Origin of the sequence: Streptomyces sp. NPDC005408, from assembly GCF_040606445.1 — a bacterium.
Lineage (GTDB): Bacteria > Actinomycetota > Actinomycetes > Streptomycetales > Streptomycetaceae > Streptomyces.
This window is the reverse complement of sequence record NZ_JBEXEX010000052.1, coordinates 21,212-41,912: the sequence shown is the minus strand read 5'-3', so window position 1 is coordinate 41,912 and position 20,701 is coordinate 21,212. Positions and strand designations below refer to the sequence as shown.

Genomic DNA, 20,701 nt, shown 5'->3' with positions numbered 1-20,701 from the left:
GCGCCGGAACTGTCCGCCACAATATGCCGAGCCGGCCAACGCGAAGCGTCGGCACCCGCGGCTTTCAAGGCCGCGCCGCCTCATGGCCTTGGTAGCCATCCGATCAGGGCTGCGATCCGGTGGACGCTTCCAGGAGTTCGAGGAATCGACGGCCGAAAAGGTAGGCGTCGCCCGGCCAACGGGCCGAGAGGTAGTTGCCGTCCTGCACGACGAAGGCGTGCGTGTCGTCGGTCGCGCTGCCGCGCGCGGTGAGCACCCTGGGCCCGCGTTCGAACCGTGTGCCCGGATCGTTCAGGGCGGCCTTGACCTCGTCCTCCACATAGGCCGGGTAGGTGCGGTAGTAGCGGCCGAGTCGCCATGAGGTGGCGAGATAGGCCGAGCGCTCCATGTATTTCGGCAGGCACGTCGTACGACGGCCCGCCAACACACTGCGATCGCTGTCGACTTCGCGCGACCGGGCCAGCACCAGCACCCCGTGGCAGATCGCGCCGACCGGGCGGTCCAGCGCCCAGAACCTGCCGGCCTGCTGTTGCAGCACCTCCGAGCCGAGGTACTGCCGCATCCCCGGCGCGTGCCCGCCGGGAAGGATCAGCCCGTCGAACGCAGTGACGTCCAGATCCGCCCATGCCACGGTCGCGGCGAATTCCTCGGACCGGGCCAGTTCGGCATAGAAGCCCTTGGGTTCCTGGGCAGCCCCGAGCTGCCCGAAGAGCACGCCGGTGAGCAGCAGGGGATCCGCGGCGGGCCGTGTCCCCGCACGCTCGGTGGCGAAGACGACCTGGTGCCCGGCGTCGGTCAATATCCGCCAGGGCACGGCCACTTCGGTGACGTCGAAATCGCGGTCGGGGACCGGCATCAGCACGCGCATACCGCCATCCTTTCAGGCGCAGCGGCCTGTCAGTGGTCGCACCTAGGCTGAGATCATGAGTTACGGATTGAGCATTTACAAGGTAGACATCCCCACCGTGCGAGGCGCCGTCGGCTGCGGGGAGGAGAGGATGCGCCGGATGATCGGCGGCCGCTTCAAGCGGCAACTTGCCGCGGACGACGAGTACTTCGCATACGAGATCGAGCGCGGGGCACCGACGCGGTACGAAGCGCTGCGAGCGGTGATCGAAGGTGGGCCCTTCGACGACGAGTACGGCTTCCAGTACGGCTACGCCTACAAGATGGTCTGCGAGTTCTACGGCCGGCCGCTGTTCAACAACCACTTCTCTCCGTTCCGGGGCTCGTGGCTGAGTGATGTGGACGAGGGCCTCGCCGAACTCGGCATCAAGGCGGTCGCCGTCAGCGACTTCTCCTACGGATCGCTCCCCGGTCCACTGCCCTCGACGGACCTTCCCCGGTACGGCGAGTGGAGCCCGGCACAGTGCCGGGAGGCTCTTGCCCAATGGGAGGCGAGCACGCCGCAGCAGCACGGGGCTGTCGACCCTGAGGTGCTGGCCGCCATCGAGTCCTGTGTCGACTGGATACGGGAGGCGGACGGTAAGGGGATTGTGGGGTTCCAGTCCTGACGCGGGGCGACGCGTGCGAGCGCTTTGTCGGGGACCTTGTGGCCGCTCTCAGCCGGGGGAACCGCAAGGGCCCAGGGGGCGTCAACCACGGATATTGGGGCTCACCCCCGCAATCCCGGACTTCATGAGGGTTCGCCGCGCGCTGTCCAGGCCCGTCGGCTACCTTCGTAACCGCCGAAGCTGGCAACTCGGCTGATTAGAGCGCTGCCAACGGCACCAAAGTCCACCATCCTGGACTCTGGTGCCGTTCCGGGCTTAAGCCGCTGGTCAACGGGAGGCAACGGGTGTTCGGTTTGGTGAAAGCGCCCGACCGCGACGGAAAGCTGGCATACGAGGAATGGGGGGACCCCAAGGGGTACCCGGTCTTCCTCCTGCACGGCACGCCCGGCAGCCGGCTGGGCCCCAAGCCACGCACCTTCGAGCTCCACAAGCTCGGCATCCGGCTCATCGCCTACGACCGTCCCGGGTACGGGGAATCCAACCGCCACGCCGGCCGTGACGTCGCGCACGCGGCGAACGATGTCCTCGCCATCGCCGACCACCTGAGACTCAGACGCTACTCGGTGGTCGGCCGCTCCGGCGGGGGACCGCACGCGCTCGCCTGCGCCGCGCTGAGCCCCGACCGGGTGGCGAGCGCCGCCGCGGTGGTCACCGTCGCGCCGCCGGACGCCGAGGGCCTCGACTGGCTGGCCGGCATGGCCGAGTCCAATGTGATGACGTACGAAATGATGGAGAATTCGCTGGGTCTCACCCAGGTGGGCGCACTGCTGGCCCGCAATGCGCAGGCCATCCGGAGAAACCCGTCCTCGCTCCTCAGCTCGCTCAGCGAGGAGATGCCTGACGTGGACCGGCTGATCGTCGAGGACGCCGGGATCCGGGACCTCTTGATGCTCAACTACCTTTCCGCAGTAGGTGAGTTCACCGGTGCGAGAACGGAGCTGGGGGATCCTCCGGAGCCGACGGGCTGGCTGGACGACCTCGTGTCCTTCCGCAAGCCATGGGGCTTCTATCCGGAGAAGATCGAGAGTGTGCCCGTCCTGCTCTGGCACGGAGAGCAGGACGTCTTCTCGCCCGTGAGCCACTTCCGCTGGCTGGCGGACCGCATCCCCGGCGCTTCCGCTGTGCTGCACGCGGTGCTGCAGCCGTCAGCCGCGCATTTCGCCGCACTGCCGGCGCTGCCGCCGATCCTGGCCTGGGTCCGCGACAACGCCGTCTAGCTACGCCGCCCAGCAACACCGTCTGGCAACACCGTCTGGCAACACCGTCTGGCAACGCCTGCTGAGTGACGCCCTCCGAGTGACGCCCTCCGAGCGCCGCCCGTCAGATCGGGTGCGGCTCGAGCTCCAGGCCTGTCCGCCGCCAAGAGTGCAGAGCCACCGTCTTCGGGTGGTCGGCGCCGAGCAGCTTGGTCATCTCGGTCAGGACCTCGCCGCGCATCGTCTCGGCGGCACTCTCGTCCCCCAGTTCCCGCAGCAGCACGGCGAGGTTCCCGGCGCACACCAGTGTCGAAGGATGCCTCGACCGCAGCACTTCCCGGAGCTGGTCGAAGACCGACTCGTAGGTCCTGCGGGCTTCCTTGTGCCGACCGCTTTGAGCCTGCGCGTTGGCCAGATTGACCCGGGAGACCAGCACATGTGGGTGGCTCTCGCCGAGGATCTCGGTGAACGCCGCCACCGCCTGCTCGGAGATCGGCTCGGCTTCGGCGGCCTCTCCGGCGGCCAGCAGATGCACCGCATAGTTCGCCGAGCACGCGACGGTGGACGGGTGGTCGTCCCCGAGGCCGCGTCGCAGGCCGTCGAGGACTCGGCGTACCAGCTCCAGGCCATCGTCCTTGCGGTCCAGCGCCATCAGATCGCTGGCCAGGTTCATTTCGATGAGCAGCCGTTCCGGCGAGTCGCCCGCTTCGCCTTCGGGCGTGTGCTTCAGGACGTGCCGGGTGAACTGCTCCGCCTCGCCGGGGCGGCCCGCACCGCGCAGCGAACCGGCAAGCCCCTTCACCGTGTTGAGCACGGTCGGTGCGCCTTCGGTGAGTTCGACATTGCGCAGACAGCGTTCGTGAGCGCGCTTCAGCAGGCTGACGGAGGCGGCGTAGTCGCCGCAGTCGCGCAGATCCCGTCCCAGGTTGACGGCCGACTCGATGGTCAGCGGATGGTCGGGCAGCAGGATCTCTTCGCGGGTCTCGAAGGTTTTGCGGTCGAGATCGCAGGCCGCGTAGTAGTCGCCGGAGGCGCGCAACGAGACTGCGAGGTTGTTGGCCGCGGTCAGAGTGCGCGGATGGTCGTCGCCGTAGAAGTCGCTGTAGCGCTGGTGGGTCTCGCGGTCGTGTTCCAGCGCCTCCGAGAACCGGCCGAGACCGCGCAGGTCGGCGGCGATGCTACTGGTGGTCATCAGGACGTGCTGGTCGTCCTTGTCGTCGAACAGCGCGATCTGCCGTTCGCGCACCGATTCGTCCAGGGCCAGTGATTCCTCGTACTTGCCCTGTGCGCGCAGGATGTTGCCGATCTGGAAGCGCATGTGCAGCGTCCAGCGCTCATCGGGTTCACCGACTGCGCACCAGCCGCTGACGCATCGCTCGCTGAACTCCAGGGCCTGGGCGAACTCGCCGCGGCGGCGCAGCTGGCGGACGCGGTCCACCATCAGTTCGCGGACGCCGTCGTCGGGTGTGGAGTGCGCCCAGGCGGTGCCGAGGTGTGGCCAGATGATCCGGTACTGGTCCCAGGTGTTCGGGTCCTCCGGGTCGTCCTTGCCGGGCCGGGCCGCGACGAGTGCGCGGTAGACGACCTCGCGCGCGTCCTGCTGTTCCTGCTCGGTCATGCTGTGCCGCATCGAGAGCTGGACGAGCCGGTGCACCTGGACGCTTCTGGCCTTGCGGTCGACGCGGACGAGGGCGAAGCGGCTGAGTTCCTGGTAGGCCCGGGCCACGGTGCGGCCGCCGCCGAGTGCCCTGGCGATCTCGATGCCTTCCAGCAGGTCCATGGAGATGGGCTCGGGGCTGAAGAACGAACACAGTTGGAGGAGCCGTACGGCCGGCGGATAGCTCTCGCGCAGCCGGCCGATCGCGAAGTCCCAGGTGCCGCCGGTGGTGTTGGTGAGGACGGCGAGGTCACCGTCGCCGTGTTCCTCGACGCCGGCCGTCGACCGCTGCAGCAGCTTGATGTACTCGCGGGCGCTCAGGCCGGTCTGCTTGATGCCGGCCGCTGCCTGTTCGACGGCGATCGGCAGGTCGCCGAGCGCGTCGGCGACAAGATTGGCTTCCTCCGGGCCGAAGTCCGGCAGCCGGCGGCGCAGATGGCTGATGCTCTCGGGCCGGCTGAACACGCCGACCTCGATGGTCTCCGCGTACCTGCTCCAGCCCTCGGAGCGCTGGCTGGTGACGAGGACGTGTCCCGAGCGCCCGCCGGCGAGGAAGTCGGTAAGGCTGCCCGCGCCGTCGGCGTTGTCCAGGATCAGCAGCCAGCGGTGGTAGGGCTCGCCGCTGTCGAGCGCTTCACGGACCGCCCTGGCGGAGTCGGTCGGGTTCGTCCGCTCGGACAGTCCGAGCGGGCGGGCCATCGCCGCGTACTGCTCGACCGCGAGGCGCTGCTGCTCGGCCTGGATGTGCCACACGACGTCGTAGTCGCCCTTGTAGCGGTGCGCGAACTCCTGGGCCAGCAGCGTCTTCCCGACCCCTCCCATGCCTCTGAGCAGAATGGTCTGATTGCGCGTACGCAGGCCCTCCCGGATGGTCTCCAGCAGCTCGGTGCGGCCGGTGAACGAGGTGGTGCGCAGCGGAACCGACCATACGGGCGGCTCGGCGCCGGGATAGCGCGGAGCCAGCCGGTCGGCGCCGGTGAAGTGGGTGCGGGAACGCGGTTCGGGCGCGGTGTCGAAGGCGCGCAGCAGCGTCTCGCGTGCGGTGTCCTCGGTGTCGCAGCGCGTCAGATCCACGAGCCGCTCGGTGAACGGCGCGCTGAGCGACACGTCCTCGACGCGTACCGGCACCAGATGGCGGCGGTTGGCCAGCCGGTCCGGTGAGAACAGCGCCTCCCAGGTCGTCCTGAAGCGGGAGGAGCGCAGATACGCGCCGGACAGCACGGCGAGTGTGTGGGAGGTGGACTCGACGCCCCGTTCGGTCTCGGTCTTGAGCCGTGTGCCTTCGTCGGTGCCTTCCTGCGCCAGGTGGACCCGGAATTCGGCGGCTTCGAGCGCGGCCCGGATCCAGTCGGCCCAGGTGCGGTCCTGCGGGACGTAGCTGATGTACACATCGGACACGTCGAGCGGCCGGCGGCGGGTGTAGAGGTCGAGGTACTGCTGGCGCAGGCCCTCCTCCATGCGGGGCATGGCGGTCACCTCGCCGTCGGAGACGACGGCGGTGAGCCGTTCGTAGGCGGCAAGCAGCGAGGAGGGGTTGGCCGGGGTGTCGCGGAAGGGGGCGAGTAATTCCTCGTAGGAGTACGCGGGCCGGTAGGGGATCTCGACCTTGCCCCAGTAGTCGTGCGGCGGGATGGCGGTGTGCCGGCCGAGCAGCCTGCCGAACCGCAGCCGGATCTGGGCGCGGGCGGCGTCGAGCCGGTCGGCCTGGCCGTTGGTGTCCTCGACCCGCATGGGCACGGGCAGGATGCGGATGTTCCGGTTGCCGTACATCGCTTCGATGCGTTCGGCGACCGCGGCCGCGCCGTCGATGCTCTGGCTGCTCGGGGTGAAGCAGGTGACGAGGGTGTGGGGCAGGTTCACGGTACAGATGTCGGAGATGTCACTGAGGCCGGTCCGGCTGTCGATCAGGACGTAGTCGTAGTTCCGGACGAATCCGCGCTTGAGGGATTCGATGAACTCGGTGGCGAGCGGGCCGTCCATGAACGGCTTCCAGTCGAACTGCGAGAACGCGCTCAGATAGCCCTTGGTCTTGGTGCCGGCGGGGAGGAAGTCGAGCCGGCCGCTCTGAGGGAAGTCCCAGATGACCGGGATGACGCAGTGGTTGAAGCGGGCCCGTTCGGCGACCCAGGCGTCGTCGACGTCCGGGACCTTGTCGGTCATGCCCCACCCGCCGAGGTACTGGCCCTCGCCCTGCCTCTGCAGTTCCAGCACCGACTGGCTGAACCGGGTGACCAGGTCGATCACGCCGGGGGTGGTGAGCAGTTTGTCCCGGTCGAGGAACGGGTGCAGAAAGCGGTCGAGGCCCGGGGCGTCGAGGTCCCAGTCGACCACCAGGACCCGTTTGCCGGCCGAGGCCAGGATCCAGGCGGTGTTGGCGAGTGCCATCGTCCGGCCCGTACCGCCCTTGTACGAGTAGAACGTGATGATTCTGCCCGCGTCCTCACCGGTCATGGCCTGGCCTCCGCGCCGCCCTCGTCGGTGCCGAGTCCGTCCGCACCGGCCCCCGGCAGTCTCCCCTGCGCCGAACTCCGCGGGGACGATTGCGGATGAATGTATCGCAGATATCTCATGTAGGCCGACTCTGCCAACTCGCCGAACCACAGGGCGAATGCATCGGCCGTGACGAGTCCTCGAACGGCCGACTGCTGACCTATTCTTCCCTCTCGCAGATAGCGGGGGAAGGTGGATTCGAGGAGTCCTCGCAGTCTTTCGGAGTGCTCCTTGGTCTGCGGATCGTCGTCGGCGAGAGCGGTCAGCACGGCGGTCCAGGGCCGGTGTGCCTCGTCGAATGCCCTGGCCTGGTCGGCCGCTTTCGCGTCCTGCAGCGCCCACGGGTCCACGATCAGGATCCATGGGGCGGCCGGTGTGTCCGTACCGCGCAGATCGACCAGCGCCTTGTCGAACGACACCACTTCGGGATCGAAGCCCAGATTGCGGGCCAGTTCGGTGACCTGCTCGGCGACCGGGCCGCCCGCCACAGGACCGTACGGCCGCCAGTCGAGCGGCCGTGGACCGTATCGCGACGCCTCGCGGCCGATCGGCAGGCGGTCTTCGGACGGCGCCAGCACGGTGACACGCAGGGGAGGGCTGGGCGGCGTGGCCGCGAACGCGTCCGGAAGCCGGGCGAGTCCGGCCGCGTCGAGGTGGTCCGGCGCCGAACTGCCGGGCGCGACGGCGACGATACGCTGCGCGATCCAGTCGATGACCTGGCGGGCCTGGCTCTCCTCCAGGTCGAGCAGCTGGTGCAGCCCCATGGCCGCATAGCCTTCCTCGGCGTCGCCGGTTCCTTCCGGTACTGCGGGTGTCTCCTGGACGGCTTCCGGCACGGAGGCGGCGGGGTAGGGCGTCCACAGCACGGGCACGATGCGCGGCGCGGGGACCGAGGCCGCCCGCCGGGTGATCGCGGACCACTGGCGGCCGCAGAGCGGATCGGTGAAATACCGCTTGGAGTACAGCGGTACGAAGGCCCGGCACCGGGACAGTGCTCGTAAGGCCTCTTCGCCGGGAGTTCCCGAGTGGGCGACGAAGCCGGCCGCGGACTTGGCGACTCCGGCGTGCGCGGCGACTCTGCCGCGCAGCTCCTCGTAGAAGTCGAAGACCAGCTTGTCCGGGTCGTGGCCGGCGCGGCCGCCGGGGATCCGCGCGTAGCTCAGGAAGAAGAGCGGCATCTTACGATCCCTCCTCGAAGACATTCCGGAGGTCGTCGAACAGCCCTATGTCGCACGGTTCGAGGCGCGCCTGCTGGGCGACCTTGACGATGGTCTGCGCGATTCCCCAGACGGCCCTGCGGTACTGCAGCGAGTAGCCCGCCTCACGCAGTCCGTAGAGGCCCATCTTGAGGTAGGGCGGTCCGAGGTCCGGATGTGTGTACTGGACCGCCTCGGCGACCGGCGGCAGATCCAGGTGTGCGGGGCTCAGCCAGAGCACGGGGACGATCGCGTTGACCGTGTACGGCCGGATCTTGTGCTGCAGCGCCTGCCGTCGGGCGAAGGCGTCCCACTCCTTGCCGCACCATTCCCTGGAGAAATATCGCTTGGTGTAGACGGGCACGAACACCTGACAGGTCGCCAGGGCCTGCTTGAGGTTCCTCTCCCAGTCGGCACCGATGCCCATCCGCCGGTCCAGGAAACCCGGCGGCTCACTGCCGTCGTGGTCGGTCAGCTGCATGACATGGCGGCATAACTCCCGGTGGAAGTCGACAAGGTCCTGGTCCGGGTGGTCGCCGCTGCGCTCCTCTTCGGTCGAGGGGATACGCGCGTAGCTGAGAAAGAAGTACGGGTCCTGGTTCTCGGGCAGCGATGACGCGGACGCAAACGGATGGGTCATGGCATCGCCTCCCCCGTTGTCGCTGCCCGTCTGCCGGACGCGAGTGGCCTCGGTACCGGAACGGTCCTCAGGAATCCATTGGAGCGCGAAATCAACGCCCGGTTCTAGAGGGCGAAGCATGCCAGTTGCCGTGTGGGCCGGTCCATGGCGCATCGGCGTGCGCCCGCCTGCGTGCGCCCGCGCGAACAGTGAATCATCGCCGTGACCTGTCGAGCGCCCGGGCCGTCGTCCGCATCCCGGCCAGCAACCGCTCGCCCACAGCTGTCGGCGCGCCCGCCGCTGACAGGGTGTCCAGCGCGGACTGGACCGCTTCCCGCCAGTACTCGGCCCACCGGGCGGCTTCATCCGGACCGGCTCCGTCGGGGGCGTGCCTGGCGCGCGTCTGCCAGACGTCGGCGACCGCCAGATGCGCGTACGCGCCCTGCAGTACGGCGTCGAGCGGTCGCGGGTCCGGACGCCAGGCGACCTGGTGCCGGCCGCCGCCCGGGGAGAGCAGATCGTACATGTCCTGCAGCGCACCGAGTTTGACGTGCTGGAACTCGTGGATCAGCAGCAGCGCCAGCGCGTCGGCAGATGGCGGCAGCGCCATACCGAACGCGCCGAACGCGTGCCGGGACGTCTCGGCGGCCACATGGCCCGGCGGTGCGACGAGCGGGGTCACCGCGTGCAGCCCGGCGGCTAGTCCTTCGGCATAGCGGGGAAAGTCGGCGCGGACGATCTGCCAGGCGTCCTGGAACGCCGCCTGCCAGACCTGGAATTCGGCTTCCGTGAGCCGGGGCAGGGCCTCGACCTGATACGGGGCCCGGTAAGGATCGCAGTCCTCCAGTGCCACCCTGATTCCGTCCGCCGTCAGATGGCGCAGTGGCTGCCAGTCGAATCCTTCCGGCAGCGCGTCCAGTGGCCTCCCGGCGACGAGGACCTGCCCGGCCTCGACGGAGACGGTCACCTCGCCCTTGGATTCGGCCGCCACCAACCGCCCCAGGAGCGGCAGTTGTACGGTTCCGTCCCGCAGCGGCACCGTGAGGCTCAGCCGCTCTCCGGTCCGCGCGGCGGCGGACAGGGCGATCTCGGCGGGCCTGCCGGGGTCCGATCCCCTCCCTTCGCAGACCGCCAGCGCCCATACGCGCAGATACGGATCGGCGAGCGCCGCGTCCACAGCGGCCTCGGAGAGCCCGAGGACTGCCCGCAGGCCCTCCGACGGATGCGGATCGGTCCGGCAGGCGTTCGCGAGCAGGGCTCGCCGAACGCTGAGCTGCGCCTGCTCCAGCTCCTGGAGGGCTGCCGGGCCGCCGTAGCCGGCGGCCAGCTCGTCGAAGTGCGAGGAACGCAGTCCGTGGGCAACCGGGCTGTCGTCGGCCCGTTCCACATGCCGGATGAGTTTCAGCAGATCGGCGCAGTACACGGACGGATTGTCGAAGCCGCGGGAGCCCTGCGGGGTGGTACGGAAGCGGTGTCCGTACAGTCCGCCGCCGCACACCGCGACCACCGGGCACGCCCGGCACTGCGCCGAAAGGCCGTCCAGCCCCTGCCGCTGTGCCTGGACACCGGGATGCGCGGCGGCGTCGTCGAAGCTGTCGCGCGCCACATGGAAGCCGGTTTCAGGAGCGCCGTGAGCGACTGTCTTCAGCCAGTCCGCCTGTTCGATCGCGCCGTCGGTCTCCACCACGAGCAGGTCCGAACTGCCCAGGCCCAGCGCCTCGGTGAGGCTCACCCCGCCGTTGGCGAGCCGCGTGATCGACTCGAACATCCGGATCCGGACCGGCTTTCCGTCGGCCGTCCACTGATCGTGGACGGCGATCAGCCAGTCCGCGTAGTCCGTCGCCCCGTACGGACGCGGTGGCGGCCGGTCCCAGGTGGCGTGCGGCAGCAGGAAGTCGATGCCCGGCGGGTCCAGTTCGGCCAGCGACGTGTAGACGGCGACCGGGTCGTTCTCCACGTCGACGGTGCACAGCAGCCCGCCGAAGGCCCGCTGGTGGGCAGGCTCACCGAGTTTGCGCACGGCACGCACCACATCGTCGTGGCTTCCCGATCCGTCCGCCCTGATCCGGTGCCGGTCGTTGGAGCGCCGGTCGCCGTCGAGCGAGACGCCGGTGACGATTCCCTCCTCGGCGAGCATGGCGCAGAACTCGTCGTCCAGCCGCAGCCCGTTGGTCTGCATCCGCAGGTCGAGTGCGCTCTCGCCGTTCAGGGCGGCGCGCAGTTCGCGGGCGAAGCCACGCAGCCGCTCACGGCCGGCCAGCAGCGGCTCACCGCCGTGCAGCACCACATGGACGCGGGGCACGCCGTGTGCGGACGCATGCTCGGCGATGCGCCTTGCGGTGAGCCGCAGGACCTCTTCCGACATCGTGACGGGACGGCCGCGCCAGCTCTGGTCCGCGTGCATGTAGACATAGCAGTGGTCACAGGCCAGGTCGCAGCGGCTGTGGACCTTGATCACGAACTGGCGGAAGGGCCGTGTCCCCGCGGGCACTTGAGCGTTCCTCCAGACCCGCGTCCTAGGTTGAGGGCTGAGCGGATCCTGAGGACTGGAAAGCGGACATCGTCTCACCGCGTGCCGAACCCACCCGCGCCAGTACGGCGATCTGAGCCTCCTCGGACACTTGGCCCAGCGGGGTGCCGCTGTGGTCCAGGAGCACTCCAAGGAGCGTCGCGGGCTGCAGCTCGTCGCTGTCCATTGGGGTCCTCTCGACTGTACGGCTCCGGGCGGCATTCCTTATCGTGATGCCCCGTCAACGCGACTACAAGACGCCCACCGGCCAACTCGCCGCAGATGTGTGCCGGCGTCAGTCGGCGGTGAGGGCGAATGCCGGCAGTGCGGTGGAGGTGAAGTCGAGCGCCGGCTCGACCGTTTGCCAGGCTCCGGCATGGTCGAGGTAGCGCTCGCCGTGGTGTCTCGCAGTCCGGGTGATTGCTCCAGGGCCAGGTCGGCACATTGTGAAACTGGGTAAATTCTATTACCGAGTTGCACTTTGCTTCGCGGAGGGTGTTGGGTGATCCCACCCGAGACGAGAGGACCTCAATGACCGACGTGTTGATCGTGGGCGCCGGGCCCACCGGCCTCACCCTGGCCTGCGACCTCGCCCGCCGTGGCATCGCCGTGCGCATCATCGCCAAGAGCGCCGCACACCACCGGGAATCCCGCGGCAAGACCCTCCACCCGCGCAGCCTGGAAGTCCTCGAAGACCTGGGTGTCGCCGACAGAGTCCTCGCAGACGGCACCGTGCATCTGGTGTTTCGCAAGTACTTCAATGGCGAGTTCGTCAGTGACACAGATCCGTTCGCCGGCGCGGGGCCCACCCCCGACGCGCCGTTCGACAGCGGTGTGTTCATTGGCCAGTGGCGCATTGAGGAGATCCTGCGCGACCGCCTTGCCGTCCACGGCGTGAAGGTCGAACTCGGCGCGGAACTCACCGGGTTCACCCAGGACGCCGACGGCGTGACCGCCACCCTCGCCGACGGACGCCGCATCCAGGCGGCCTACCTGATCGGATGCGACGGCGGACACAGCCGCGTACGCACCACGCTCGGGGTGCCCTTCGCAGGCCACACCGAGCAGGCGCAGGCCATGGTCTGCGGCGACGTGGAAGCCGAGGGCATCAGCCGGGACTACTGGCACCAGTGGTTCACGCCGGACGGCGCAATCATGCTCTGCCCGATCCCCGGCACGAACTCCTTCCAGCTGCAGGCCTCGCCGGAGATCGACGGGCAGGGTGCCCCCCTCCCGCCGTCGCTGGTGGGCTTCCAGCGCCTGTTCGACCGCCACGCACGCGCAGCGGGGCGGCTGCGCAACGCCACATGGCTTTCGACCTGGCGGGTCAATGTCCGTATGGTCGAACGTGCGCGAGTCGGCCGGGTCTTCCTGGCCGGAGACGCCGCCCATGTCCACCCGATCGCCGGCGGCCTCGGGATGAACACCGGCATTCAGGATGCGTACAACGTGGGCTGGAAGCTGGCACTCACCCTCACCGGCCAAGCGGGCTCCGCGCTGCTGGACACCTACGACGAAGAGCGACTCCCCGTCGCCGCCTGGACCCTGCAGATCACCACTGACCGACTCAACCGAGTCTTGGAGGCGATCAAGGAGCCCGGCAACGGCGTCGAGGCCGCAGCTCCGCCGACCGTCGGCCAGGGGTACCAATGGAGCTCGCTCGCCACCGGAACCGGAAGCCATGTCCTGCGGCCCGGGGACCGCGCCCCTGACGCGCCATGCGAGGACACGGCGGGCAACCGCGTCCGGCTCTTCCAGCTCTTCGCCGGACCGCACTTCACGCTGCTCGGCTTCGGCCCCGCCGCCTCGGGGGCACTGGCCGAGGTGACGGCACGAGGCAACCTCGTCCGAACCCACGCCATCGACGCGGAGCCGTCCGGACTGCGCGACGCCGACGGCCGTGCCCGACACGCCTATGGCATCGACGGCGATGCTTTGGTGCTCGTGCGGCCCGACAACCACATAGCCCTGATCACTGAAGGTGCGGACAATCGGGCCGCACTCGCCTTTCTCGACCGGCTCCGCTGATCAGCGCACCAGGGCGCTGCCCTGCTCCGCTGCGAGCCATTGAGGCCTGCGCCAAAGGCTGTGCCGCACCGTCTTACGAAGCCGACGCCGAGGACAGCGGCTGTTCCGTCCAGATGGTCTTGCCGTCGCGTGTGTACCGGGTGCCCCACCGCTCGGTGAGCTGGGCCACCAGGAAGAGTCCGCGGCCGCCCTCATCGGTGGTGCGGGCCCGGCGCAGGTGCGGTGAGGTGCTGCTGGTGTCGGACACCTCGCAGATGAGGTGGCTGTCACGGATGAGCCGCAGGGAGATCGGCCCGCCACCGTAGCGGTAGGCGTTGGTGACCAGCTCGCTGACGATCAGCTCGGTGGTGAAGACCATCTCCTCCAGTCCCCACTCGGCCAGTTGGGATGCCGTCAGCGTCCGGGCCTGAGCAGCGGCGGTTGCCTCCACGGGCAGCTCCCACGTGGCCACCTTCTCCGCCGCCAGGACGCGGGTACGGGCGACGAGCAGAGCCACGTCGTCGGCCACGTCATCGGTGGGCCGGTCGTGCAGCAACGCGCCCTCCACCGCCCCGCATGTCTCCTCCAACGAGCGGGCGGGCACGGCCAACGCCTCGCACAGATCGGCCAGACTCTCGTCGATGTCTCGCTTGCGGCCCTGGATGAGTCCGTCCGTGTAGAGGGCCAGGAGGCTGCCTTCAGCCAGTTGCAGCTCGGCCGCCTCGAACGGCAGCCCGCCCAGGCCCAGCGGCGGGCCTGCGGGCACGTCGAGGAGGTGCACCCGTCCGTCCGGGGTCACCGCCGCGGGCGGCGGGTGTCCGGCCCGGGCCAGAGCGCAGTGCCGCGAGACCGGGTCGTAGACCGCGTACAGGCAGGTTGCGCCGACGACTTGAGGTGCGCGTTCGTCGGTCGGATCCTGCTCGGCGGCCAGACGGTCCACGAGATCATCGAGGTTGGAGAGGACCTCGTCCGGGGTGAGGTCGAGGTTGGCCAGGGTGTGTACGGCGGCACGCAGCCGGCCCATGGTGGCCGCCGCGTGGATGCCGCGGCCGACCACGTCGCCGACGACGAGGGCGACGCGAAGCCCGGAGAGCGGGATGACGTCGAACCAGTCACCGCCGACGCCGGTCGTGGCGTCGGCCGGCCGGTAGCGGTGGGCGACTTCGACCGCCGGGTGCTTGGGCACCTCGTGCGGGAGCAGGCTGTGCTGCAGAGTGAGCGCCGCCTCGTGCTGCTGGGTGTACCGGCGTGCGTTGTCGATGCAGACGGCAGCCCGGGAGGCGAACTCCTCGGCGAGCTTGAGGTCGTCCTCCTCGAACGGCTCGACCCGTCGCCACCGCCACAGACTGAGCATGCCGAGCACGAGCCCCCGCGCGACCAGCGGCACGACCATCAGCGAGTGGACGCCCAGGCTGAGGGCGCGCTCGGCCCGCTCCGGGTCCCTGGACAGCCACCCGCTGAGGCCCTCCAGATGCGCGTCGAGGACCGGACGCCGCTCGGCGAGGCACCGCGCCTGCACCGACTCCGCCGGGACGTGAATCATGTCGCCGACCGGATACATCACCTCTGCTGCCTCCGGCAGGATGCTGTCGATCGCCGTCCTGCGCACGGGGCCGAACATCTCCTGGACGGGCTCTTCGCCGCGGGTCACCGGCTCGAGCAGGTCCACGGAGACACAGTCGGCGAGGTGCGGGACGGCCACCTCGGCCAGCTCACGCGCTGTCTTCGCCACGTCCAGCGTGGTCCCGATGCGGGCGCTGGCCTCGTTGAGAAGGGCGAGCCGACGGCGGGCCCGATAGCGGTCGGTCACGTCCTCGACTGTCTGCGTCACCCCGAGGATCCGCCCGGAGGAATCCTGCATCCGGAACGCCGATACCGACACGACCAGCTCACGGCCGGGATCCCGCCGCAGACGGCAGGGCTGCTCGGTGAAGATCGAGGACCGGCCCGTCTCCAGTACCTCCCGCAACTGCCGCTCTACTGTGTCCGTGTCCTGCTGGATGAGGAAGTCGCTGGTGCGGAGCCCACGGTGCTGCTCGACCGGTAGCTGACTGAACTTCGAGATCGCCCGGTTCACGCGCAGGATGCTGAGGTCCCGGGCGAAGACGGACAGACCGATGGGGGAGCGGCGGAACAATCCGTCGAGGACCGACCTGTCCGTCTCCCACTGGATCACCTCCTCGGCGGGCGCGGCGACGAGGAACCATTCGGCGGGGGAGTCGCCCCTCATGATCGCCCGGGCCCGGCACCCGAACTCCAGACGATGGCCGTTGCGGTGCCGGACGGGCACGACCCCGAACCACCCCCGGTCGCGTACGCATGCCGCCACTGCGTCCATGACGATGCCCTGGTCGCGGGTGTCGACAAGAAAGTCGAGCGTCGGCTGCCCGAGCGCCTCCTCGGGTGAGTAGCCGAGCAGCGCCTCGGCCCGCTCGCTCCAGCCGACGACCATCCCGCGGTCGTCCAGCACCACCGAGGCTGCGTGCCGTACTGCGAAGGGGTCTTCCGGGCCCTCGCTGAACGTTGTCACCGGAGTGTCCATAACTACCACCCTTCCGCCTTGCGGGCGGGCTCGCCCGCGCGGTGCCACTCGGGGTGACTCCTCTGCAGGCCTTGCGGTCGCAGAGTCCGGGCGAGGAGGACCGCCACATCGTCCTGGGCCGGTGTGGGCAGCAACCGGTCGAGGACGCGCTGGCAGATCTCCTCCAACGGCTGGTCGAGGTGTCGCAGCGCCTGGGAGAGCTGGTGCATGCCCTGGTCGAGGTCTCTGTCGCGGGCCTCGATGAGGCCGTCGGTGTACAGCACCAGCAGACTGCCGGGGGGCAGGGGCACCTCCTCGGTCTGGAAGTCCTGTCCGCCTGTTCCCAACGGCGTTCCCGAGGGGCCGTCGAGGAACGCGATGGTTCCTCGGGCGTCGGCCACGGCCGGGGGTGGATGGCCGGCCCTGGCGATCAGGCAGCCGCCGGCAGCCGGATCGTGGACTGCGTAGACGCACGTTGCCATCTCGTTTTCGCCCAGGTCGGCGACGGCGGCGTCAAGGGAGTAGAGCATCTGCACCGGGGGGATGTCGTGGCGTGCCAGCGTTCGCACTGCCGTGCGCAGCTGGCCCATGACGGCCGCCGCATGGATTCCGTGTCCCATGACATCTCCGATGACCAGACCCGTCTTGCCTTCGGGCAGGGTGATGACGTCGAACCAGTCGCCGCCGACCTCGTGGTCGCTGGCGGGGAGGTAGCGCCCGGTGAGTTCGAGTCCGCTCACTTCAGGTAGCGCATTGTTCGTCAGGCTGCGCTGCAGAGTGAGGGCCGCCTCTCGCTGGCTGGTGTACATGCGCGCGTTGTCGATGTTCAGCGCGGCCCGGGCGACCAGCTCGTCGATGAGCACGCAGTCCTGCTCGTCGAACGGCTCGCGGCTGCGGGTACGCGTCACCACCACGGCGCCGAGCACCTTGCCGCGGGCGACCAGGGGGACCATCCGCGCGCAGCCCATACGGCTGCTGAGGTAGCCACGCAGTCGCTCGGCCTGCGGTTCGGGGATCAGCGCGGGGATGTCGGCCTGGTAGAGGTTCATGGGGCGCCCCTCGGTCATGACCTGCTCGTACACCGAGCCGATGGGGACCTGCATGGTCATGCCGGCCGCCAGTTTCGCGGTGGGGGCGGACGGATCGGGGAAGGCGGCCGCCATCCGACGCACCACGCCTTGGGTGGATGCGGCGGACTCATCCGGGTCGAGCACCGCTTCCAGCAGTTGTACGTCGGCCGAATCGGCCAGCCGGGGCACCAGCACCTGCACCACTTCCTGGGCTGTCTGGCGCAGGTCCAGGGTGGTTCCTATACGCGCGCCGGCCTCTGCCAGCAGGGCGAAGCGCTGCCGCGCCTGCTCGGCATCGACCTGCGCCTGCTGCCCGGCGGTGATGTCGATGACGGAAGCGATCAGTCCCAGAGGCCGGCCATCGCTGCCCCGCAGCGGAGCGTAGGAGCAGGACCAGGTCCGGTCGTTTTCGGGATCTCCCGGGGTGCGACCGGAGCGGCGCACATCGACCACCGCCTTCCCGCGATCCAGTACCTGCTGCATCACCGTCTCCAGGGCCGCGGCGTTGACCCCTGGTGCGACCTCGGTCAGCCGCTTGCCGAAGTGCTCGGCCGCGGAGACGCCGTTCATCCGCGCCAGCGCGTCGTTGACCCGCAGAAAGCGCAGATCGGGGCCGAACGTGGCCAGACCGATGGGGGACTGGGTGAACAGACCTTCCAGGGCCGCCAGCGAATCCCGCATTCTCAACACCGCGGAGGTCTCCACGGCGATGACCAGGACGCCGGTTCCGCCCCGCCGGTCCACAGCCGGGCAGATCCACATCTCCATCGGTACCAGGTGCCCGTCGCAATGGCGCACCGGGAGGGTTGCGACAACCGCCTCGCCTGCCACGACCCTCTGCGTCAGCTGAACGGCCAGCTCCCGGTTGGGCTCGGGGACCAGTACCGGGATCCCGTACCGGCCGATCACCTGCTCCGGGCGGTAGCCGAGCAGTTCCCGGGCGGCGAGCGACCACTCCACGATGCGCCCTTCCGTATCGGCCCGCCACAGCGCGATCGGAAGGAGGTCGCGGAGCACACCCGCGTACCCGATGGCCGTCAGGGGGTGATCCGGCACATCACTGGTCGACTGGTGTGTGTCCAACGCAATGACCTCACCCCGGGGGTGTGGGGGCTTCTGCTTGCCGGCCACTCCCTGGCGATGTTCGGGCGAGCGCTGCTGACGCGTTGTCGATGCAGCGTCTTCGGGTAGGGCGACTCTGGGCGCAGCTTTGTCGGGCTTTTCGGGTGCGGTTTGCTCCCATATCAGCCTATCCGAGGCGCTGGCATGGGCGAACGGAGCCGATGCGGTCCCCTCCTGCCGGCAGTCCCGGCCGGTGCATTGCGCCCCTGTGAGGGTGTCGGTAGGACCACCCCTCATCCGGTTCTCAGGCCCAGCGACGACAAGCGCCGTGAGCGGCAGCATTTACGTCGTCGGCAAACGAACCGACGAGAAATCCACCGCACGGACAACCCGGGGGACACCCATGAACGAAACCTTTGCAAGGCGCCTGGCGGGCATCGCAGGCATCACCACCGCGGCCGCTCTCATCCTCGAAGTGCCCCTGTACTTCGTCTACTCGGGCCCGCCGCCGGACTCGAACGTCCTGGCCAGGCTGCTGATCGGGATTGTCGCGCTCGCCTTCCTCGTCGTGTTCGTGACGGCCTTTCGTGAACTGGTCAAGCGCGTGAGCCCCGCGTACGAGTGGGCCGGCTCGATGGCCTTCGCTGCGGGACTGGTCTACACGTCGATCACGCTGGTCTCGAGTGGCCTGGAAGCGGGCGCGGTCATCGCCGCCGACCACCCGATCGATCCGACCATCACCGTCAGCGGCACGTACATCCTCTACGGGTCGATCTCCCGCCTCATGCTCGCGTTCTTCCTGACCGCGGTGGGCTACGTCATCTCGCGCACGAACCTGCTGCCGCGCTGGACCAGCCGGTCGGCATACGTCCTGGCAGGGATCAACCTGGCTTTCGTCCCGTCCCTGTTCTTCGGCAACACCCCCGCGAACTTCTACGCGGCGAACGGCTGGGGCACCACCGCCCTGATGGGTGCGATCCTCAGCTACTGGCTGCTGGCCCTGGGCATCTCCACCTACCGCAGCGCGGCGCGTCTCACCCCGGCCGGATCACCGGCGCCGCAGCACTGACGCCCCTTGTGCAGAAGGACGTTGCGGTGCCCGCCTCCAGGCCGGGTACCGCAACCTTCGCGTGTGGTCCGGACCGCTCGTACTGGCGCTGATGACGCCGCACGCAGGGTCAGTTGTGGCCGAACTTCCGCTGATGCTTACGGGAGACCGGCTCCGAGATCGGGTGCATCGGCTCTTGCGCGGCCGACGTCTTCGGCTGTTCCTTCGCCTCCACGGCGGCGGCGCTGCGCTCATGGCCGCCCGTGCGGGCGCCGCGGTTCTGCCGGCTCTGTTTCTTGCCCACGATCGTGCCTCCTGTGGCGGATGTCGGACGATGGGCCGCTCCCAGAGTTTCATGCGCGTACGAAGAGCGCATTTCGTGCCTCCGGAGGGTGGAGCCGGTTACGCCGACCTGGGCTTTATTGGAAGCCCGGAAATTCTCGGTGATCGATATCGTTCAATAGAACATTCGAGCGCGAATGGCGGCGGCTTTACTCTCCGGTAAATGGGTTGACTGCCGTGGAGCGGTGTGTGGAAGAGTGCCTGCCGGGAATTCTTGTCTGTCCGTGACACTCCCTGTACTGGTGTCTCGCGGGGGCAGGTCTGAGGTATGACGACGGGGGAGTCGATGGGTACTGCCAGGGTCGCGGTCGTGACGAGTGACGCCGGCGTTGAAGCGGACATCGATCTCCCGCTGATCGTGGATGCACTGCGCGCTGACGGGTTGGCAGCGGAAGCACTGGCCTGGGATGCGGACCCGGTGGCGTGGGACAGGTTTGATCTGGCGGTCATCCGGTCGACGTGGGACTACGCGGGACGCCTCGGCGAGTTCCTGGCATGGGTCGACACGACGGCTCGCGTCACGCAGCTGTGGAATCCAGCGCCGGTGGTTCGCTGGAACAGCGACAAGCGCTATCTGGTGAAACTCACCGAGCGCGGAGTCTCCGTCGTACCGACGCAATTCGTCGAACCAGGCGGGCGGTACAGCGAAGAGGACTTTGACATGGCTGATGGAGTGGTGGTCAAGCCGGCCGTTTCCGCGGGTGCAATGGACACCGCACGCTACGAGCCCGGCCGCCACGCGGATGCCGCACGCCATGCACGGATGCTGCTGGACCAAGGCCGCACCGTGATGATCCAGCCGTATCTGCGTCTCGTGGAAGAAGGGGAACGCGCTCTGGTCTTCTTCTCCGGCACCTTCAGCCATGCGATACGAAAGGGGCCCGTGCTGATCGAGCCAGAGGTGATCGACAACTTCAGAGAGGTGCACCCCGGTGCCGCCCCGTACCGGCCGACCGAGGTGGAGATCCGCACAGCGCTGGAGGCGCTGGCAGTGGTGCCGTCTCCGGGTGCCCCGCTGTTCGCCCGGGTGGATCTGGCACTGAACGAGACCAGGGACCCTGTGGTCATGGAGCTGGAACTCATCGAGCCGAATCTGTTCCTTCACGACAACCCGCTTGGGCTGGAGCGTTTCGTCGAAGCCGTGGCGGCCGAGAGCCGAAGAACTACGGCATAGCCATCGGCCGCTGGGGGGCCGTACGCGATGGTGACCACCTCCAGGCCAGGTGGACCGAATAAGGTCCCTGTGCGGGAAGGGGGATGGAGCACATGCGAGTCCTGTTGCTGGACGCGGCTCCTGGGGAGCTGCTCGATCGTGAGCTGGAGCGACTGGCGGCCGGCGCTGCTCGCCGGCCGCGCGGACGGCATTCCCGTGGTGACCGTCTGACAGCAGTTTCGACGCACGGGGCAGTTCAGTGCCCGGGGACCACCAGGTGGGCCCGTTCCCGTGCAAAATCAGGTCGACGTAAGTCT

At 68.8% G+C, this 20,701-nt stretch carries 14 protein-coding genes; 5 read left to right on the top strand and 9 right to left on the bottom strand.

The window, feature by feature from the left end; all coding sequences use genetic code 11:
• Nucleotides 1–103 precede the first annotated feature (103 nt).
• Nucleotides 104–868 carry a type 1 glutamine amidotransferase domain-containing protein gene (locus ABZS64_RS32295; RefSeq protein WP_355837390.1) on the bottom strand — a complete coding sequence of 255 codons (765 nt, stop codon included), beginning with the start codon at nucleotides 866–868 and terminating at the stop codon, nucleotides 104–106.
• Nucleotides 869–923: 55 nt separating this feature from the next.
• On the opposite strand from ABZS64_RS32295, the gene ABZS64_RS32290 reads away from it, so the two are divergent.
• Both ABZS64_RS32290 and ABZS64_RS32285 read left to right on the top strand, forming a co-directional pair.
• A complete protein-coding gene (locus ABZS64_RS32290) occupies nucleotides 924–1,514 on the top strand; it encodes a hypothetical protein (RefSeq protein ID WP_355837388.1) in 591 nt (196 codons plus the stop codon).
• Nucleotides 1,515–1,798: 284 nt separating this feature from the next.
• Nucleotides 1,799–2,731 carry an alpha/beta hydrolase gene (locus ABZS64_RS32285; RefSeq protein ID WP_355837386.1) on the top strand — a complete coding sequence of 311 codons (933 nt, stop codon included), beginning with the start codon at nucleotides 1,799–1,801 and terminating at the stop codon, nucleotides 2,729–2,731.
• Between the two features lie 103 nt (nucleotides 2,732–2,834).
• Here the strand turns inward: ABZS64_RS32285 and fxsT are convergent, their stop codons facing one another.
• From fxsT to ABZS64_RS32260, 5 genes are all read right to left on the bottom strand, one after another.
• Nucleotides 2,835–6,818: an FxSxx-COOH system tetratricopeptide repeat protein gene (fxsT, locus tag ABZS64_RS32280; RefSeq protein ID WP_355837384.1), complete on the bottom strand. Its 3,984-nt coding sequence runs from the start codon at nucleotides 6,816–6,818 to the stop codon at nucleotides 2,835–2,837.
• Nucleotides 6,815–8,035, bottom strand: coding sequence for an FxsC protein (gene fsxC / locus ABZS64_RS32275; protein WP_355837382.1), 1,221 nt, complete (start codon nucleotides 8,033–8,035; stop codon nucleotides 6,815–6,817). The genes fxsT and fsxC overlap by 4 nt, the downstream gene beginning before the upstream one ends.
• A gap of 1 nt (nucleotide 8,036) precedes the next feature.
• Nucleotides 8,037–8,693, bottom strand: coding sequence for a TIR-like protein FxsC (locus ABZS64_RS32270; protein WP_355837380.1), 657 nt, complete (start codon nucleotides 8,691–8,693; stop codon nucleotides 8,037–8,039).
• Nucleotides 8,694–8,886: 193 nt separating this feature from the next.
• Nucleotides 8,887–11,163 carry an FxsB family cyclophane-forming radical SAM/SPASM peptide maturase gene (locus ABZS64_RS32265; protein WP_355837378.1) on the bottom strand — a complete coding sequence of 759 codons (2,277 nt, stop codon included), beginning with the start codon at nucleotides 11,161–11,163 and terminating at the stop codon, nucleotides 8,887–8,889.
• 25 nt (nucleotides 11,164–11,188) lie between these two features.
• The gene (locus ABZS64_RS32260; protein WP_355837376.1) at nucleotides 11,189–11,368 is read right to left on the bottom strand and encodes a hypothetical protein; all 180 of its coding nucleotides are present in this window, start codon (nucleotides 11,366–11,368) and stop codon (nucleotides 11,189–11,191) included.
• A 344-nt stretch (nucleotides 11,369–11,712) separates the two neighbouring features.
• Between ABZS64_RS32260 and ABZS64_RS32255 the strand changes: the two genes are divergently transcribed.
• The gene (locus tag ABZS64_RS32255) at nucleotides 11,713–13,209 is read left to right on the top strand and encodes an FAD-dependent monooxygenase (protein ID WP_355837374.1); all 1,497 of its coding nucleotides are present in this window, start codon (nucleotides 11,713–11,715) and stop codon (nucleotides 13,207–13,209) included.
• A gap of 73 nt (nucleotides 13,210–13,282) precedes the next feature.
• Here the strand turns inward: ABZS64_RS32255 and ABZS64_RS32250 are convergent, their stop codons facing one another.
• Together ABZS64_RS32250 and ABZS64_RS32245 are read right to left on the bottom strand one after the other, a co-directional pair.
• On the bottom strand, nucleotides 13,283–15,730 hold the full coding sequence (locus ABZS64_RS32250) for a SpoIIE family protein phosphatase (protein WP_355837372.1): 2,448 nt from the start codon (nucleotides 15,728–15,730) through the stop codon (nucleotides 13,283–13,285).
• 2 nt (nucleotides 15,731–15,732) lie between these two features.
• The gene (locus tag ABZS64_RS32245; protein ID WP_355837371.1) at nucleotides 15,733–17,862 is read right to left on the bottom strand and encodes a SpoIIE family protein phosphatase; all 2,130 of its coding nucleotides are present in this window, start codon (nucleotides 17,860–17,862) and stop codon (nucleotides 15,733–15,735) included.
• A gap of 382 nt (nucleotides 17,863–18,244) precedes the next feature.
• On the opposite strand from ABZS64_RS32245, the gene ABZS64_RS32240 reads away from it, so the two are divergent.
• The gene (locus ABZS64_RS32240) at nucleotides 18,245–18,910 is read left to right on the top strand and encodes a hypothetical protein (protein ID WP_355837369.1); all 666 of its coding nucleotides are present in this window, start codon (nucleotides 18,245–18,247) and stop codon (nucleotides 18,908–18,910) included.
• Between the two features lie 109 nt (nucleotides 18,911–19,019).
• Here ABZS64_RS32240 and ABZS64_RS32235 read toward each other — a convergent pair whose 3' ends face one another.
• On the bottom strand, nucleotides 19,020–19,193 hold the full coding sequence (locus ABZS64_RS32235; protein WP_355837367.1) for a hypothetical protein: 174 nt from the start codon (nucleotides 19,191–19,193) through the stop codon (nucleotides 19,020–19,022).
• Nucleotides 19,194–19,541: 348 nt separating this feature from the next.
• Here ABZS64_RS32235 and ABZS64_RS32230 point away from each other — a divergent pair, with 348 nt between their 5' ends.
• Entirely contained in the window at nucleotides 19,542–20,405 is an 864-nt protein-coding gene (locus ABZS64_RS32230) for a hypothetical protein (protein ID WP_355837365.1), read from the top strand.
• The last annotated feature ends 296 nt before the right edge of the window (nucleotides 20,406–20,701 follow it).

Excerpts from the sequence above, each read along its gene's own strand:
- fsxC (WP_355837382.1), bottom strand. The coding sequence starts at position 8,035 with ATGCCGCTCTTCTTCCTGAGCTACGCGCGGATCCCCGGCGGCCGCGCC.
- ABZS64_RS32260 (WP_355837376.1), bottom strand. The coding sequence starts at position 11,368 with ATGGACAGCGACGAGCTGCAGCCCGCGACGCTCCTTGGAGTGCTCCTG.
- ABZS64_RS32270 (WP_355837380.1), bottom strand. The coding sequence starts at position 8,693 with ATGACCCATCCGTTTGCGTCCGCGTCATCGCTGCCCGAGAACCAGGAC.
- ABZS64_RS32250 (WP_355837372.1), bottom strand. The coding sequence starts at position 15,730 with ATGGACACTCCGGTGACAACGTTCAGCGAGGGCCCGGAAGACCCCTTC.
- fxsT (WP_355837384.1), bottom strand. The coding sequence starts at position 6,818 with ATGACCGGTGAGGACGCGGGCAGAATCATCACGTTCTACTCGTACAAG.
- ABZS64_RS32295 (WP_355837390.1), bottom strand. The coding sequence starts at position 868 with ATGCGCGTGCTGATGCCGGTCCCCGACCGCGATTTCGACGTCACCGAA.
- ABZS64_RS32255 (WP_355837374.1), top strand. The coding sequence starts at position 11,713 with ATGACCGACGTGTTGATCGTGGGCGCCGGGCCCACCGGCCTCACCCTG.
- ABZS64_RS32240 (WP_355837369.1), top strand. The coding sequence starts at position 18,245 with ATGAACGAAACCTTTGCAAGGCGCCTGGCGGGCATCGCAGGCATCACC.
- ABZS64_RS32290 (WP_355837388.1), top strand. The coding sequence starts at position 924 with ATGAGTTACGGATTGAGCATTTACAAGGTAGACATCCCCACCGTGCGA.